Genomic DNA, 16,621 nt, shown 5'->3' with positions numbered 1-16,621 from the left:
GACGCACCTGGCCTGTGAGTCTGTGTCAGAGGCAGCCTGGCGGTTTCGGCAGGCCGGCGATCCGGCAGATCTGCTTGATTGAGCTGCCAGCCTGGCTGGAAGGCGGGAAATACTGCATGAGTGTCATGCTGCTGACAGCAGGGTCCTGTTGCTGACAGTGCCTGACAAAGCTGCGGGCCAGTGGGGCCTGCCCGTACTGATCATAATAATCGCGAGCAGCGAGTAGGAGCTTGAGTCGAGGGGGGTCCAGTTCGATGCCCCCGGCTCGGGCGAGTTCGTGTGCAACAGACTCCGACCAATCCCTCGTATCGCGTAAAAAACCCTCCTTATCGGTCGGAAACTCAGTTCTGGCCATACCTGTCACGTCACGCTAGTACCAGGTCATCGACTGGATGTGATGCTCTGTCAGGGCCACGAACCTGTCGAAGTCGATGTGCTGAAAGCATCTCGCAGCATCTTCGGGCAGCTTGTCAGCAACAATGCCGCGAGCAACGCAATCGGCTGTAAGCACCATCACCTGATACTGATCGGTCGTGGCAGTTGGCGCCGGCTCATCAGCTTCCTGGTAACGCTGAGCATCGAGATCATTGCCAAGTCCCAGCGCAGCCCAGAGACGGCCACTGGCTTCGCTGGGATGAGACCAGTAAACGCCATCTTCAATCAATAACAGCGCGTCCTTGGAGCCCATGAGGGCAAGACAGTGTTCGAGCTGACTGCCTGCGTCGAGTCCCAGAGTAAATATATGCAGCATGAGTGGCGGCCTAGAAACTGTGGACGTGATCGGCAGCGTGCAGGTGCTCACGAACGCTGGCGAGAGAAACCGCCGTGACCGGCAAGAGGAACTGCTCAACATTCAGCCCGTATCGTTGAATTTCCCGTTCGTCCACCAGCACGTTGGCGACGTCGAACAGGGGCAGGGAGGCGAATGCCTTGGTCTGGTTCTTCATATTGATGTCATGACTCTGCCCAGGCAACAGGTTGAATAATCCGGAACCTAGAAATATCGCCGTGATTTTCTGGTCGAATGCTGCAGTGGCCAGCAGCATATCGAGGCCATCGGCCGCCAGGCTACGACCATAAGGCGGTTTGAGGAAAACAAAGGCAAGATGGCGGCTATGTTGCATACAGACTCCTTAGCGGGCAAATGTCAGGATGCGATCCGAGACCTGAGTAGCTTCAATCCAGTCACCTAGGCCGGCAATTTCAAAATGGCTGTCGAGCGTAACGGCATCGAGCTCATAGCGCTTGGCCTCTCCGGCGTCCACAACACCCTTCTTGAGCGCGCTCGCAATACAGACCGTCAAGGCAACATCATGCTGATCCCGAAGTTCGCGCCACCCTGCAGGAAGTTGCGCTGCGTCCTGCGGTGGAACCGCGGTGGAGAGGGCGTTGTAGACGCCATCATGGTAGAAAAAGACCCTGAAGATACGGTGACCACGCGCGATGGCTGCACGACAGAATTGCTCGGCAGTGTAAGGCGCCTGATGACCAAGCGGTGCAGACATCACCAACAGACTATAGGTGAGAGATGACACGGTTCAGATCCCCTTGCATTCGGCTTCGAGTTTGCGCGCCGACTCATCCTTGTACTGTAGCATAAAGCCTCCGGATGAGCGGTGGATCTCATATTCAAATCATCAAAATCACGGGCATCAAATCCAAGGTATAAAAAAAGCCCGGCATTGCCGGGCTTTGCTTGAACTACTACCGATCAGTCGTCGCCGCCAAAAGCCAGCAGGATATGCAGCAGGCTCATGAAGATGTTGTAGATCGAAGCATACAGGCTGACCGCGGCCAGGATGTAGTTCGTCTCACCACCACGTACGATCGCGCTTGTCTGCCACAGGATCGCAGCTGATGACATCAGGATGATGGCAACAGAGATCGCAAGGGCTACAGCCGGAATCTGCAGGAACAGGTTCAGGATGAACGCGCCCAGAATCACGAAGAAGCCGATGGTCACGAAGCTGCTCAGGAAGCTGAAGTCCTTCTTGGTGACCAGCGCGGTGCCGCTGAGGCCGAAGAATGCGAAGGCAGTCAGACCGAGTGCGGTCGTGACAACCTGACCCTGACCTGCGGCAATGATATTGCCGACAATCGGGCCGATCGTAAGACCGAGCAGACCAGTGAACGCAAAAGCGAGCACCAGGCCCCAAACACTATTGGCAACCTTGTTTATCACGAAGCTGATGACCAGCGCGCCAATCAATGCACCGAAGTGAACGATCGGGTTGAAAGCCATACCGCTTGAAAGAAACGCTGTGAACGCCGAAAAGGCCAGGGTCATGCCCAGAAGCCAGTACGTGTTCTTGAGAACCGTATTGGCGGTGTCGCTATCGACGACAGGCGATGTGCCTGCGCCGGCGGCCGCCAGGTTGTAACCCTGTTGATAACGTCTGTCCTGCATACAGTCCTCCAAAGACATGTTTAATGCTGCATTACCGGCGCCCAGCGCCGACAATGGTTCAACTTGAACTTCCTTTATAATATAGACCCCGCGGGCAATTTCAATGCCAGCGTTCACGATAGGGCTTAAATAGGTGTAATTTGACGATTACGACTGCTTGCGCGATTGCCAGGCTTTGCCTGTGATAAGAACTGGCGCAATCAGGTTGACACCGTCTGAAGATAACGTATTATTACGCGCTTCTTCACCCCGCTCATACTGGTGAAGTCCCGACGGAGGGATGGCAGAGCGGTTGAATGCACCGGTCTTGAAAACCGGCATAGGTTTATAGCCTATCCAGGGTTCGAATCCCTGTCCCTCCGCCACCTTATTGCCTTCCTCTCATATTCGAAATTCCCAGACGAATCTGTCTGCTGTCCATCTCGGACCAGTCTACTGCTTTATGGTGCTGCTGCAGCGCCCGGCGATGTTTCACTCGAATGTGGCTGCTCTGTCGCCTGTTGCTCAATCCATTGCGGAATCACTTCCTCAAGCCAGAATGAAGATCTGCGTAGCGCGGGAATGTGTCCCTGCAGGCCTGCGGTCAATTGCTCTGAAATAAAGCCGAGGTGTCCGCCACCGGTGCTGACGTCGAGTCTCACATTTGCAGGACAGCCCTCGGCGCTCGGGGCGGATGACTCGGGCATGAAGGGATCGTCTCGAGAGTGGATGACCCACAATGGCCGGGTAACTTTTGGAAGAAAGTACTTCGCCGAGCTCTTCTCGTAATAATCCTGGGCTGAACTGAATCCGTGCAGGGGTGCTGTGACGATGCGGTCAAAATCCCAGAAGCTCTTGATGCCTGCAATCGTTGCCTCATCGCCCAGCGCCTCCAACTGCTCGTAGCGTGAACGCCAGGGCTCCTGATGGCCATTGCGCTGGCTGAGGAAATGGAACATGCGCTTTTTCGCGGCAATATATTCCAGGCACTCTCCTAGGAGCTGGTTACGATATATTCGGCTGATGCCTTCATCCATATGATTGGCGCAGGCCACGAGATCGAAAGGTGCAGACACAATGACGCCGGCATCAGCGCAAGCATTATCCTTCTGCTCACCAAACCATTTGCATAGGGCGTTTCCACCCATTGAGTAACCAACTGCAGCAATAAAATGGTCCGGATAGCGCCGCCTCACATGTTGTATCACCAATTCGACATCGCCAGTGTCGCCAGAGTGATACCCTCGCGGCAGCCAGTTAGGGGTGCCTGAGCAGCCACGGAAGTTCATGGCAACACTTGAAATGCCGACGCGCCCCAGCGCCTTTTGCAAACCCAGTACATAAAGGCTATCGCTGGAGCCGGTCAGGCCGTGAAAGAGGACGGCGGTGATCGGCCGGAGCTCGGACTTTCTCATCACTTGCGGAACATGCCAGTCGATATCGAGGAAATCACCGTCGGGCGTATGAATACGCTCTCTATCCCGCCACACCTGCGGCTTGCTCCGTGTGAGCTGGCTCCAGATAGTCTGCAGATGGGCACTTGTGAGAAGCGAGTGCGGTTGAAAGCGCTGTGAGTTCACGCAAGGTCCCTCTCGATAATTTGGCGATACTTTGGCGATATTTCGGCAATATTTCTGTCGGCTGCGTGATCGATGCTCGAACTCCGCTTCAATTCATTCTGCAGCAAGTCGATACTCACAGCTTTCAACTATATCTATATCCGGGGCTGGTACCTGTCGTCGATAGGGGTTTCCAGCATGAGCTGATCTGGTGGCGCTCATAAGGCTGCCTTCTCGGTGGCTCTGACGCGAGGCACTGCCAGGTTATTCTCATCGTTTGTCGGGACCGTAGCGGAGTAGCCCGCAGGCGCCACTTCACCAGCGCGAAGGAAGCAGCCATAGTTTCGCGCCTTGCCGAAGTCACCAGCGAAGCGACCGGCCTCATAGGCGATATTGCCGTTGATAATGGTATGAGTCACGCAATCGTCCGGTCGGTTGACCATGCGTTGCAGCGAATCGATGCCATCGAACTGTGCTTCTGCATAACCGTCGAGGGGCTGATGCAGCTTTTGGGGATCGACGATGGCGATGTCGGCTCGCGCACCTTCGCGGAGATGCCCGACATCGAGGTTGAACCAGTCGGCGAGTTCGCCCGTGAGCCGGTGGACTGCGCGATGTACACTGAGCTTCCTTGGTTTCTGGACAGCAGCGATCTGCAGCAGGCGGAGGCCGAAATTGTAGAAGGCCATATTGCGAAGGTGAGCGCCGGCATCTGAAAAGCTGATGATGACGTCGGGGGACTGCACAATCTGCTCAACAACGTGCGGTCGGTGATTTGCGATGACGGTATGCCAGCGTAGCTTCGAGCCGTAAAGAATGACCAGGTCAAGAAAGAGGTCGGCCGGGTGCAGGTCTCGCTGCAGCGCAATTGAGCCAAAGCTGCGGCCGACGAGGGTCTCGTCGGGGCAGGCCGAAATCAGCGCATCCCCGAAGTCGCGATGCCAGACACGCCCGCCCCATTTCTTTTCGTAATCCTTGCGGAACTGGCGTCTGTAGTTGAGGTCAGCAAGCAGCTCGTTGCGCTCGATTTCCGTTTTCAGATGCAAGGCCGCTTCTCCGCTGCCAAACTCCTCGAAGACCACCAGATCCATGCCATCGGCATACACTTCGAAGGTGTTCGGCAGGGCCTGCCATCTGAAATCTGCATTGAAAAAACGGTTGAGCTGGCGCGTCGTGCTGCTGATCAGGCTTACCAGACCAGGATTGGCTTTGCTATCCATCAGGGTGATGAGCGTCGTTTTCAGGCGCTTTCTCATCAGGCCCATGCTCTCGAACATGAACAGCACGGTGTTCCATTTGGTCACAATGTTCGGCGCGCCTTGATGTACCCGGCCACGTTCGCGTAACACGCGGTTGAGCGCACGAAACTCCTTCCAATGCGCATAGGTTGAGGGTAGGGAGGCACTACGGTAGCGGTCACCGTCGATCTTGTCCCACTTGGTGGTCATGGTTGAAAGTCCCAGCAAACCGTGGTCCAGCGCAGACTCCAGCAGATCGCTCATCTGGTTGAGCTCGGCGTCTGTAGGGACCTCGTCTTGTGTGGTGGCGCGACCCAGGCCCATGACGGCAGCTCGCAGATCCGAATGACCGAGATAACTGGCGATATTCGGCCCTGTCGGGTGCTGATCGTAGAAGCGGGTATAGGCCTCCACGCTGCGCCATGACTTCTGTTTCTGCAGCACGGGCAGGACTGCCTCGCGGGGCACTGCTTCAACCCGTGTAAACATGTCTGCGGTATCTTCTGGGTCATTCAGAATCATGCTTATCGAGCAGCTACCGATGAAGACGGTGGTGATGCCATGGCGCACGGACTCCGTCAGGCCAGGCGAAATCAGTGCTTCGGCGTCATAGTGGGTGTGGGAATCGATAAACCCAGGGGTGACCCAGGAGCCGGTCGCATCGATGACGTGATTCGCAGTGCCATGCTGTATTGGGCTTATCTTACTGACCCGCCCGTCGCGGATATGAACGCAAGCCTTCTGTGGCGGTTCGTCATCACCGGAAAATACCAGGCCATGAGTGATGATCAGGTCGTAATGCTCGGGTTGGTGCAGCTGTTCTTGTTTTGTCATGCTGAGCTACCTTGTTGTGTGTGCGAAGTTTTTAGCTTCAGACCAAGTTCGAGCTTAAAAGATTCTGCGAGTGGCGCATGACAATTTGCGACAGTTATTGATAAATTACGCCAATGAATTTCTTTGTTCGCTCAGCAAGTCTTCATGGTTATGCAGCGCTTGCCAGTGAGGCAGGTGCAAATACGGCCGCTCTTCTGGCGCGCTGCGGCCTGCCTGAAACTGTGCTGCAGAATGATGATTTGCTGGTTCCGGCAGACCGGTTTTGCATGCTGCTGGAAATTACCGCAGCGGAGACGGGGCGACCGACTTTCGGTCTGGAATTATCTGCCAGGCAAAGCATTGCCATCCTGGGCATCGTCGGTAACCTGCTTTGCGCCTGCAGCACACTTGGTGAAGCCCTGCAGTTGCTGCGCCGCTTCCTGTACGTTCACAGTCAGTCGGGGCAGATCGATTACAGCATCAGCGGTCAGCAGGTCGTCGTGGTGTTCACACCCCTGGTCAGTCATGAAGGGCGTGCAGCGCAGGTCATCGACCTCACGCTCGCTCTAGGCCTGGCGATCGTTAGCCGTCTCGTAGGCGGGGCGCTAACGGGGCTCACGGTGTATCTGAGTCATCAGGTCCGGCCGGAGGATGCCGGGCGGTATCGTAGCGGGTTTGGCTGTCCGGTCTTGTTCAACCAGGATAACAATGCGGTTGTGTTTCCCACGCAGCTGCTGAGCCGGCGTGTGAGCCCGGATGCTTCACTGCTCATGTCATTCCGGGAGTCGCTGTTGAGGCAGCAGGCCCTGCAGCGGGCACCAGACCTGGTTGGGCGTCTGGAAATTGCACTGCGACAGTGCATCCCGCTCGGCGATGTCTCGATTCAGCAGTTCGCAGAGCTCATGCACGTGCCGGTGAGAACGCTGCAACGGCGTCTGGCCCAGAAGAAGCTAAGCTTCCGTTCTTTATTGGACAGCGCCAGACTCGAGCTGGCGCGACGTTACTTGCGGGAAACTTCGCTACCAGTGGCCGCGATTGCGGATCTATTGGGTTACGGCGAAGCAGCGGCTTTTTCAAGACGCTTCAAGACCCTTACCGGCGAATCACCGCTTGCTTACCGCAACGCTTAGGCTGAACATCGCATTTCACTCAGTTACAGAAGCCAAAAACAGGATTCAACTTGCAGATTCAGGATGAGCTAACCTCGGTAGATGACGCCCTTCGGGCCATGATCACTTTAGTCGCTGCGCAATGCACGAATCCTGCCCAGCACACGGTGCCCTTGCTCGAAGGCAGAGGCCGCGTGCTGGCAGTGCCGGTGCACGCCAGCATCGATGTACCACCCTTCGCTAACAGTGCCGTGGATGGTTATGCTCTTCGCTCAGCAGATAGTAGTCTGTCATCGCTGACGGTGACAGGGCGGATCGCAGCCGGGGATGCAGCGCCAGCAACAGCGTTGCAGGCCGGAGAGGCAATGAGACTGTTTACTGGTGCGCCGCTGCCGCCAGGTGCAGATTGTGTAGCCATGCAGGAGGATGTGGATGTCGAAGACGCTGTACTCAGGCTCACGCGGGTCAATCCGGCCTCACTCCGGTCTGGTAGCAATGTAAGGCCCAGGGCGCAGGATATCGCGAGTGGAGACGTCGTGCTCGACGCTGGCCAGCTACTGCAGCCTAGACATCTGGGGCTACTGGCATCGATTGGTGAGCACTGCGTGACGGTGTTCGAGCGCCTGAATGTGGGCTTACTGTCGACGGGCGATGAGCTGGTCGAGCCGGGCTGGCCGCTGCAGCTAGGACAAATCTATAACAGCAATCGCTATTTGCTCACCAGCTGGCTGCAATCAGTCGGCTGCAACGTGATCGACTACGGCATCATCGCCGACACGCCTGAAGCCAGCATCAACTGTCTTGAACGCGCCAGTCGTGAAGCGGATCTGGTGATCAGCACCGGTGGTATGTCGGTCGGAGAAGAAGACCATATCAAGACCGCCGTCGAACAGATCGGTGAGCTGGGTTTCTGGAAGATTCGCATGAAACCGGGCAAGCCGCTGGCCTTCGGTACACTGGGCAAACATCGGAAAATTCCGTTTCTTGGTATTCCGGGCAACCCCGGGGCAGCGTTTGTCAGCAGCCTTGTCTTTGCCAGACCGCTCATTTCGTGGCTGCAGGGTAGAGGCGTCAACGAAGCATCCACCGAAAAGAGGTTGCAGATGCTGCGGCCGAGACCAGAGCGCATGCCGGCAGGTTTTGCTCGTGACAAGCCATCTATCCGCCGCGACTTCCTCCGGGCCAGGATTGAAGATGGACGTATTGTGCCGTTCCAGAACCAGAGCTCAGGCATGCTGATGTCGGCCTGCTGGGCCGAGGGGCTGGCGGTCGTGCCGGAGCATGAATCCGTTAGCGAAGGGCAGCTGCTCGATTTCTATCGGCTTGGCAGCTTCGACGACAGCTAGCCACATGGGGCTCGCTGTCGCGTGAGTTCAGGCCGTGGTCAGACGCTCGGCCAGCCTGCGAGCATTGCGGTACACCAGGCCATAGATCGATAGTTGAGGGTTCGCCCCGATACTGGTTGGGAAGACCGAGCCGTCCATCACGCTAAGATTGTTGATCTGGTGGTGTTGTCCGTAGGTGTCCACCACCGCTTCACGGGCATTTTCGCCCATCGCGCACCCGCCCATCACATGGGCACTGAACAGCTTGGTCCGTTGCGCTGCCATGGGCATCGCTTTGATGGCTGCCCGCGCTTCCGACCAACTGCTGTAGTCGTTTGAGTCGAGATGCACCAGACGAACCGTCCGCGCACCGCCCGCAAACTGCACCTCCGCCATTTTGAGATAGGCATCCTTCGCGCCCTCCCACAGATAGTCGTTGAGTCCATAACGCAGTCCAGGGTGGCCGCCATCTCGTAGAAAGACTTCGCCGCCCTGACTTTCGTCATTGAAACCGTCGCGCAAGAGGGCCAGCACCGAATTCATCTGCGGCAGCATGCGCATGCGATCCATCAATTCCTGACCATGCAAGCCTATGACGCCAGCCGACAGGGAAGGATGCAGGGGCGGCACTTCCAGCTTGTACCCCATCTTTCCGGTAACCCCGTCACGCCAGAGAAACTCATCTGAATAGACCGACTGCGGTGCGCCATAATACGGATCTACCGGCTTGCCCATGTCGGCTATCGTCGCAACGACGGGGTGCAGGAAGGTTCGCTTGCCTGCACGCTCGTAGGGGTCGCTGACGCCAGAGCGCAGCAGCACTGCCGGACTGCCAATTGCGCCTGCGGCCAGCACGTAATGGCGGGCCTTGAGCAGAATTTCCCTATCCTGTTCCACGACGTGATTCACCGCGACAGGGTGGCACACCAGCCCATGAATGGTATCGCCAACCTGGACCAGTCTCTCGGCACGCACGCTGGTCATGAGCGTAGCGCCCTTGTCGAGCGCCGCTGGAATCGTGGTGGTCAACATGGATTGTTTGGCGTTGGTGGGGCAGCCAAAACCACAATAACCAAGGTTCCAGCAGCCGAGAACGTTGCGTGGAATGAGGCTGGTAGACCACCCGAGTGCCTGGCAGCCACGTTGCAGAACGGCGTTGTTCTCGTTTGGCAGGCCTGCCCAGGGGGAAATATTCAGGCGCTGCTCGCGATTTTCGAACCAGCTGCGCATCTCGCCTGGGCTGCTCTGCGCAACCAGGTGGGCATTCGCCCAGTGGCGAAGCGTCTGCTCGGGCGTCCTGAAGCTCGAAGTCCAGTTCACCGTCGTGGAGCCGCCGACACTGCGTCCCTGCATGATGGAAATACCAGCGTCTTCAGTCGTCCGCGCCAAGGCTTCCTGGTACAGGTTGCCGTAGGACCACAGCTCCTCCATCTTGAAATCTTTCAGGCTATGCAGACGGCCTTCCTCGAGCATCAGCACGCTCAGGCCCTGTTGCGCGAAGGTTTCGGCAGCCGTGCCACCGCCCGCGCCGGTGCCGATGACAATGACGTCGAACTCGAGTTCTGTCATTGCCGAAACCGGTTTGATGAAGTCACGATTGGCATTGTCGATTTCGGAGTCGGGGCGAGCAGAGAATACCTGCCAGCCGCGTTCGAGGCCGAGTGTGATGACATCCTGCACACTCATGCGGCTGACTCCTGTTTGAACTGAGGCAAACTGCTGATGGCGAAGGCAGGGGGACCTGGGTACCCGCTCTTGGCAAAGTTCTCTGGTTGACCGTAATAGCTTGTGCTGATGATCTTGACGATGCCGTTATAGCCAGCATTCAACAAAGTCGACCCGCTGTTTCTCCAGTCGGAGAGGAAGTTTTCGACGTCTGAAGGCGAGGCGGTATTCCAGTCGCGCCATACGCCGGCTACAGCGCCCCTGGTTGGTGCCCAGGTCAAGAGTGAAAGCAGTGCAGCGAACTCGTTCTGTGTCACCGGACCAAAGGCAACAAATGCAGCATCGATCTGCGTGAGTTGGTGTTCGATGGCCTGAGGGTCTGGCTGTCCGAGCTCCGGCAGTACCGCGGTCGAAGCAGCGCGAAAGAATTTGCTACTATCCTCATCGAGGTAAATGCCACGTAAAAAAGGCCCTGACTTATCGGTATCTGAAGAGGCGATGTCGTCGCCGCGGACCGATGGCCCGGAGCAAGCTGAGAGAAGACTGGCTGATGCAGGTGCTGCCAATGCCAGTGCTGAATGTTTGAGAAATCGACGTCTGCTCTGTGTCGGCAGAAGTGGTGTATGAGGGCGCATGGGCTCACCTGACAGCATTGTAGTTATAATCGCTTGTTTGGTCCGATCGGCGCCTTTGCAGGCGATCACAATCATAACTGAACACGGGTCATCTGGACACGCCATTTCACCTGGGGTCTGTCAACGCCTTCACGAAACGGTCATTTGCATGCCGAAGACATACTATTTCCCAAGCCGAAAACTACATTGGCTAACATTCGCAATTATCGTTCTCGGCAGCTTTCAGCTCGCTGAAGAGCTCATGAGCGGTTCAGGCCTCGGCTCCGTATTCCGGTATGAACGTGACCTGATATTGAGAGGCGAATACTACCGGCTGATCACTGCCCACTTCGTCCATTTGAACTGGACACATTTTGCGATGAACGCGCTCGGTGTAGCCGCTTGCTGCCTGCTACTGGACGGTACGCCGAAAGGGCTTTCGTTCGTGCTGATATCCGGCGTGACGGTCATATCAGCTGGACTGCTGCTGCTGTATCCGCAAGTGCAGTGGTATGCAGGCTACAGTGGTGTGCTTTACGGACAGGTGTTCTACGCACTTCTGGTCGGCATTCTGCACGAAATACGGCGGGCGCGATTGCAGAGGGACCCCGCGGGCCTGCTTCGGCTGCTTCTTCTGGTACTGGGCGCAGTGTATCTGCTGTACCTGGTCATCGCAGCCAACTGGCCAATCCCGGGATCCCTGCAAGGCAGTGACCTTAGTGAGGGACTGATCGGCGCTCCGGTCCTTCATGAAGCACACCTCCTTGGAACGCTCGCTGGCTTGTTTGGTTTCGGCCTGTTGTGTTTGCGAAAATCGACCCAAACATAACCAAAGGGTAAGGTCGTGGTGATGAAGCGGCCATGTCCAACGCTGTAGGTTCAGGATTCATACCCTGAATTACGGATGGCTCTGGATGAATAACAAAGACGCAACAAGAAGGATCACTGCGATGAAGCTCAAAGATTTTTTGCTGGCTGCAGCATTTTCATTTTCACTCAGCCCGATGACCGCGCTGGCCATTGCCTCGAATATCGAAGACGGCGAAGTCGGTGACGGCAGCAGCGCTGCTGAAACTGAATCGATGGGTGACAAGGATGTAGTCGGTGTCGCGATAGCGCATGGCGATTTCAGCACCCTGGTGCTTGCGATCAAAGCAGCGGGCCTGGAGCAGGTGCTTCGCCAAAACGGTCCGTATACCGTGCTGGCGCCCGCCAACGCAGCGTTCGCAGCCATCCCCAGGGAGCAGTTCGACGCGCTCCGTGAGGACCATGATGCGCTGGCAGCCATGCTCAAGCATCATGTCATCAAGGGCGAGGTTTCAGCGAAGCAGCTGGCCGAACGCGACTCGATTGAGATGATGGATGGTACGACCTTGCCTGTACTGGCGAAGGACGGCGTGATCTCTGTGGATGGGATCAAGATACTCGCCACAGATATCGAGGCCAAGAATGGCGTGCTTCATGCCATCGAACAGGTGCTGATACCTGAGGCGGTCGGCAGGCAACTCGAGAAGATAATGAACGAGGAAGAAAGCGCTGCCCAGGGGAACTGAGGCCGGACAGCGCCTTTGGCTTTAGCGGCGTTTGCCGTCGAATACCAGTTCGATGGTCGCGTTGGCCGAGACTACGATTTCAGACTTGCCAGCCTCAAGAGCGGGTCCAGCGCCGCCTGAACTGTCGCGTGCCATCATCATTTCAGCGCGCGGGTAGTCAGGCTGATTGCTGCCCTGGGTATTGATCTGGATATTGGTGATTTCGTAGCTGGCCGCATCCATGGTCGTCGCGATCAGCTGTGCACGCTGCTTGAACTTGTCCAGAACGTCCTTTGTCAGCTGTGCATTGGTTTCATCACGGGCGCCTCGGGACACGACAAAGTTCAGCGACTGGATCGAGAGCGTTTTCTGAAGCGCTGAGAGCGCGTCTGTCACGGCGGTCTTGTCCTGCCCGCTCACCTGGAGAACCTGGCGTACGCGCCAGCCTTCAATCTCGCTCTTCTCATACACAGGATAGGTCTGATAGGCGAGGGTGCTGTACTCGAGACCTTTCCGTCCCTCCAGCAGTTTCAGCGCTTCGGCCATCTTGTCATTGACCTCTGCCGCGGCATCGGCAGCTTCAAGTCGCTGTGTTTCAAAATACAGGCTGGCTTCAATGAGATCCTGATCGATTTTTGCAGCCGACTCGACACTAAAACTCACTTGTCGCATTTGAGGGTCCTCTGGTTCCATGGCAAGGGCTGAGCCTGCGAGACAAAGCCCGGCAGTTGCAGCAATCAGTCGCCGCCAGGGTAAGAGTGCCAAGTAGCTGTTCGGTACGCTCGAAGTGATCATGATATCTTTCCATGTGGTTGCTTCATCACTGGCATTTCAAACAGGCCAGCGGTAGGGTGACGCAGCGCAAGCGCCCGCCATGAGCCTCCTGGCCCGGCGAGGTGCACAACGAATAATGGAGATAGCATGACTGACGTGTCAACCGACCGCGACAATGAAACAGCGGTCCATCCTTTCGCACGAATCAGCCCTGATCTCGTACTCGATGCCGTGGAGTCGCTAGGTCTCGTCTGCAATGGTCAACTCGCGGCCCTTAACAGCTATGAGAACCGTGTATATCAGATCGGGATCGACCAGTCTGAGCCGGTCATTCTCAAGATTTATCGCCCTGAGCGTTGGACCGACGCGCAGATTCTCGAAGAGCATGCCTTTCAGCTTGAACTGACAGAGGCCGAGCTGCCTTGCGTGCCGCCCGAATATTTCAATGGCGAGACACTGCATAGTCACGATGAATTTCGCTTCGCCGTATTCAAGCGTCGTGGTGGTCATGCGCCCGACCTCGACGAGCCCGGAACGCTGAAGATGCTCGGCCGCCTGCTGGGCCAGATGCATAATATTGGCGCCAGCTCAAAGTTCCTGCATCGCCCGCCGCTCACGACAGACGCCTTTCTCGGGCGCGGCCGAACACTTATCGAGACCGAGTTCCTGCCGCCCGATCTGTTGCCAGCCTATCGTTCCGTAGTCGATGACCTGACGGCGCGCTGTCGCGCTATTCTGGATGACAGCTACCTGGCCGCCGGTATACGAATTCACGGCGATCTGCATCGCGGCAATATTCTCTGGCGCGACGACTATTTCAATCTGGTGGATTTCGATGACGCACGAACAGCGCCGCCAATTCAGGATATCTGGATGCTGCTCGCTGGCGACAGGGAAGCCCAGTGTCAGCAGCTGGACAATGTGCTCGAGGGGTATGAAACCTTCAGGGAGTTCGACTACCCGAGCCTGCGCTGGATAGAAGCACTGCGTACGATCCGCATGATCCATCATGCCGGCTGGATTGCCGAGCGCTGGCAGGATCCCGCTTTCCCACAGGCCTTTACCTGGTTCAACAGTCCGCGCTACTGGAGCGACCATATTCTGCAGCTACGTGAACAGCAGTCAGCCATCCAGGAGCGACCGCTCAGTGTATTCTGAACACATGATTTGAGACTCGATTGACAAAAAATGAATATTGATTCACTCTTTATCTGGCTGTGTCATGGCATACCGTGAAACCGAGAAGATGCGGTTGCGCAAGGCGGGAATTCGACAGCGAATTTTCGACTGTGCCTACCATCGGGTGAGCCAGGGTGGTTTTCGCAATGCGTCTATCAATCTTGTGGCAGAAGATGCGGGCGTGGCGACAGGCTCGGTCTATCGACATTTTGAATCCAAGGCCGAGCTGTTTGCCGAAGTCTTTCGCGAGGCGACACAGATCGAACTGGATAAGGTGGAGAGCGCGCTGACTGGTCAGGAACCTGCTTTGGTCCGGCTGGAGCGCGCAATCAGGCAGTTCGCAGAACGCGCCTTGCGAGGACCGGTCATGGCCTGGTCGCTTATCGCGGAGCCGGTTGACCCGCTGGTTGAAGAAGAACGGCTGAACTACCGGCGATCCTACGCTGAATTCTTCGAGCGCGTGATCCTCGAAGGTATAGAGGCGGGCACATTGCCGCCGCAGGATGCGCATCTCAGCGCGACCTGTCTGGTGGGCGCGTTGGCGGAAAGCCTCGTGGGGCCGCTTTCGCCTCAGCAGCAGGGCCCAGTACAAATGCCTCCTGTCGGAGATCAGAGCCGGCAGAAGGTCCTGATAGAGCCGATCATCGACTTCTGCATGCAGGGGGTGAGCGGCCAGAGGAGATAGATGTGAAAGCTTCAGCTTATCTTGCAGAAACACATGAGGTGTTCAATCAGCCGCCTCCGCTCGAAAATTACAATCTGTTCGAACAGGACAGGGCGCTGCAGGAGGCTGTTGTTCGCGAGGGTGCCGAATGGGCACTGGACGAACTGAAGGCGCATGGTGAGATCGCCGGCCGCGCCGACATCATCGAACTCGGGTTTCTGGCCAATGAAAACAAGCCAGTGTTCCATAGCCATGACCGCTTCGGTCACCGTCAGGACCTCGTAAAATTTCATCCAGCCTATCACCAGCTGATGAGACTGGCGCTCGAGCATGGCCTGCACAGCAGTCCCTGGACTCACCCGCAAAAGGGTGCCCACGTGGCCAGGGCGGCAAGCTACTACATGCACTCCCAGGTCGAAGCCGCTCATGGCTGCCCGGTCACGATGACCTTCGCCGCCATGCCCACTATTGCGTTGCAGCCGGAAATAGCGGCCGTCTGGGGTCCGAAGATCACCGCGAGAGCGTATGATCCGCGCAATATCCCGGCGGAAGAAAAGACTGCTGTGACCATTGGCATGGCGATGACCGAAAAGCAGGGCGGGTCCGACGTACGGGCCAACAGCACGCGCGCCATACCTGTCGACCAGCCTGGCCCCGGCAAGGCCTATCAGCTGGTAGGGCACAAGTGGTTTGTCTCAGCACCAATGTGCGATGCCTTTCTCGTATTGGCTCAGGCGCCCGGTGGGCTGTCCTGTTTCCTCATGCCACGCTGGCGTCCTGATGGCACCAAGAATCCATGGCAGATACAGCGGCTCAAGAACAAGATGGGCAACGTGGCCAATGCATCCAGTGAGGCGGAGCTACGCGGTGCGCTGGCTTGGATGATCGGTGAGGAAGGCCGCGGCGTGCCTACGATTATCGAAATGGTTGCCATGACCCGCTTCGATTGCATGATCGGCAGCTCTGGGGGTATGCGCCAGGCCGCTGCCCAGGCTCTGCATCATTGTCGTCACCGCGCAGCGTTTGGTGCGCGCCTCGACGAGCAGCCACTCATGCAGAATGTGCTGGCAGATCTCGCGCTCGAGAGCGAGGCTGCGATGGTCATGACCCTTCGCCTGGCACGCGCGCTCGATGATCGGGCCAGTGAAGAGGAGCAGCTGCTCGCTCGTCTCGCCACCCCGATCGGCAAGTACTGGATCTGTAAGCGTGCGCCAAATCATGCCTACGAAGCGATGGAATGCATCGGTGGCAGCGGCGTGATGGAAGACAGCATCATGCCCCGTCTGCTGCGCGAGTCTCCGGTCAATGCAATCTGGGAGGGCAGTGGAAATGTGCAATGTCTCGACATTCTTCGCGCGCTGTCCAAGTCTCCCGCCAGCCTTGAGGTGTTTTTCAACGAAGTCGGCGCTGCCAAGGGTTCGGATTCACGCTTTGATGTTCATCTGGCGAAATTGCAGAGTGACTTCATGAACTCTGCCAACATGGAGTACCGGGCACGTAATCTGGTTGATCGGCTGGCGCTCGCCATGCAGGCCTCACTGTTGATTCGCCACGCCCCGCCAGCAGTCGCCGAGGCTTTCTGCGCCACGAGGATGGGGCTACATGGCGGTCTCAACTACGGCAATCTTCCGGCAAACACCGATGCAGCCGCCATCATTGAGCGGGCCACACCTCGCGTCGGGTGAGGGTGAGCAGTACAGTGGACGGAATGTAATACTTTGTTAAATCTGGTAGCTGTTGTGTAGTCTTTGCTGCAATTTTAA

General features: G+C 57.0%; 17 protein-coding genes and 1 tRNA gene. 8 read left to right on the top strand and 10 right to left on the bottom strand.

Translation table 11 applies throughout. From position 1 onward, the window contains the following. Window positions 1-25: 25 nt before the first annotated feature. The 5 genes from ACH3PB_RS11025 to ACH3PB_RS11005 form a co-directional block, all read right to left on the bottom strand. Window positions 26-355, bottom strand: a complete 330-nt coding sequence (locus ACH3PB_RS11025) for a TusE/DsrC/DsvC family sulfur relay protein (protein WP_416394803.1) — start codon at window positions 353-355, stop codon at window positions 26-28. A gap of 15 nt (window positions 356-370) precedes the next feature. Beyond that, window positions 371-751 (bottom strand): DsrH/TusB family sulfur relay protein, encoded by a 381-nt coding sequence (locus ACH3PB_RS11020; protein ID WP_416394802.1) that lies wholly within the window; start codon window positions 749-751, stop codon window positions 371-373. 10 nt (window positions 752-761) lie between these two features. Continuing rightward, window positions 762-1,124, bottom strand: coding sequence for a sulfurtransferase complex subunit TusC (tusC, locus tag ACH3PB_RS11015; RefSeq protein ID WP_416394801.1), 363 nt, complete (start codon window positions 1,122-1,124; stop codon window positions 762-764). 9 nt (window positions 1,125-1,133) lie between these two features. After that, window positions 1,134-1,535, bottom strand: a complete 402-nt coding sequence (tusD, locus tag ACH3PB_RS11010) for a sulfurtransferase complex subunit TusD (protein WP_416394799.1) — start codon at window positions 1,533-1,535, stop codon at window positions 1,134-1,136. Window positions 1,536-1,711: 176 nt separating this feature from the next. Beyond that, on the bottom strand, window positions 1,712-2,407 hold the full coding sequence (locus ACH3PB_RS11005) for a Bax inhibitor-1/YccA family protein (RefSeq protein ID WP_416394797.1): 696 nt from the start codon (window positions 2,405-2,407) through the stop codon (window positions 1,712-1,714). A 274-nt stretch (window positions 2,408-2,681) separates the two neighbouring features. Between ACH3PB_RS11005 and ACH3PB_RS11000 the strand changes: the two genes are divergently transcribed. Continuing rightward, a tRNA-Ser gene (locus tag ACH3PB_RS11000) sits at window positions 2,682-2,772 on the top strand. Between the two features lie 75 nt (window positions 2,773-2,847). Here ACH3PB_RS11000 and ACH3PB_RS10995 read toward each other — a convergent pair. Then, a complete protein-coding gene (locus ACH3PB_RS10995; protein ID WP_416394795.1) occupies window positions 2,848-3,966 on the bottom strand; it encodes a hydrolase in 1,119 nt (372 codons plus the stop codon). Window positions 3,967-4,163: 197 nt separating this feature from the next. Next, window positions 4,164-6,017 (bottom strand): N-acyl-D-amino-acid deacylase family protein, encoded by a 1,854-nt coding sequence (locus tag ACH3PB_RS10990; protein WP_416394793.1) that lies wholly within the window; start codon window positions 6,015-6,017, stop codon window positions 4,164-4,166. Between the two features lie 113 nt (window positions 6,018-6,130). On the opposite strand from ACH3PB_RS10990, the gene ACH3PB_RS10985 reads away from it, so the two are divergent. Both ACH3PB_RS10985 and glp read left to right on the top strand, forming a co-directional pair. Then, window positions 6,131-7,126, top strand: coding sequence for an AraC family transcriptional regulator (locus ACH3PB_RS10985; protein WP_416394791.1), 996 nt, complete (start codon window positions 6,131-6,133; stop codon window positions 7,124-7,126). Between the two features lie 50 nt (window positions 7,127-7,176). Then, window positions 7,177-8,451 (top strand): gephyrin-like molybdotransferase Glp, encoded by a 1,275-nt coding sequence (gene glp / locus ACH3PB_RS10980; RefSeq protein WP_416394789.1) that lies wholly within the window; start codon window positions 7,177-7,179, stop codon window positions 8,449-8,451. 27 nt (window positions 8,452-8,478) lie between these two features. Here glp and ACH3PB_RS10975 read toward each other — a convergent pair whose 3' ends face one another. Both ACH3PB_RS10975 and ACH3PB_RS10970 read right to left on the bottom strand, forming a co-directional pair. Then, window positions 8,479-10,116 carry a GMC family oxidoreductase N-terminal domain-containing protein gene (locus ACH3PB_RS10975; protein ID WP_416394788.1) on the bottom strand — a complete coding sequence of 546 codons (1,638 nt, stop codon included), beginning with the start codon at window positions 10,114-10,116 and terminating at the stop codon, window positions 8,479-8,481. Further along, window positions 10,113-10,730: a hypothetical protein gene (locus ACH3PB_RS10970; RefSeq protein WP_416394786.1), complete on the bottom strand. Its 618-nt coding sequence runs from the start codon at window positions 10,728-10,730 to the stop codon at window positions 10,113-10,115. The genes ACH3PB_RS10975 and ACH3PB_RS10970 overlap by 4 nt, the downstream gene beginning before the upstream one ends. Window positions 10,731-10,878: 148 nt before the next feature. Here ACH3PB_RS10970 and rrtA point away from each other — a divergent pair, with 148 nt between their 5' ends. Both rrtA and ACH3PB_RS10960 read left to right on the top strand, forming a co-directional pair. Next, window positions 10,879-11,538, top strand: a complete 660-nt coding sequence (gene rrtA, locus ACH3PB_RS10965; RefSeq protein WP_416394785.1) for a rhombosortase — start codon at window positions 10,879-10,881, stop codon at window positions 11,536-11,538. A 121-nt stretch (window positions 11,539-11,659) separates the two neighbouring features. Next, window positions 11,660-12,262, top strand: a complete 603-nt coding sequence (locus tag ACH3PB_RS10960; RefSeq protein WP_416394783.1) for a fasciclin domain-containing protein — start codon at window positions 11,660-11,662, stop codon at window positions 12,260-12,262. A 21-nt stretch (window positions 12,263-12,283) separates the two neighbouring features. On the opposite strand, the gene ACH3PB_RS10955 is transcribed toward ACH3PB_RS10960, so the two are convergent. Continuing rightward, entirely contained in the window at window positions 12,284-13,036 is a 753-nt protein-coding gene (locus ACH3PB_RS10955; protein ID WP_416394781.1) for an SIMPL domain-containing protein, read from the bottom strand. Window positions 13,037-13,162: 126 nt separating this feature from the next. Here ACH3PB_RS10955 and ACH3PB_RS10950 point away from each other — a divergent pair, with 126 nt between their 5' ends. The 3 genes from ACH3PB_RS10950 (at window position 13,163) to ACH3PB_RS10940 (ending at window position 16,543) form a co-directional block, all read left to right on the top strand. Then, entirely contained in the window at window positions 13,163-14,173 is a 1,011-nt protein-coding gene (locus ACH3PB_RS10950; RefSeq protein WP_416394779.1) for a serine/threonine protein kinase, read from the top strand. A gap of 64 nt (window positions 14,174-14,237) precedes the next feature. Beyond that, window positions 14,238-14,879, top strand: coding sequence for a TetR/AcrR family transcriptional regulator (locus ACH3PB_RS10945; protein WP_416394777.1), 642 nt, complete (start codon window positions 14,238-14,240; stop codon window positions 14,877-14,879). A 2-nt stretch (window positions 14,880-14,881) separates the two neighbouring features. Further along, on the top strand, window positions 14,882-16,543 hold the full coding sequence (locus ACH3PB_RS10940) for an isovaleryl-CoA dehydrogenase (RefSeq protein WP_416394775.1): 1,662 nt from the start codon (window positions 14,882-14,884) through the stop codon (window positions 16,541-16,543). The last annotated feature ends 78 nt before the right edge of the window (window positions 16,544-16,621 follow it).

Source organism: Allohahella sp. A8, from assembly GCF_047946665.1.
Taxonomy (GTDB): domain Bacteria; phylum Pseudomonadota; class Gammaproteobacteria; order Pseudomonadales; family Oleiphilaceae; genus Allohahella.
Note: the sequence above shows the minus strand (reverse complement) of the source record. Positions and strands in the feature narration are given on the sequence as shown.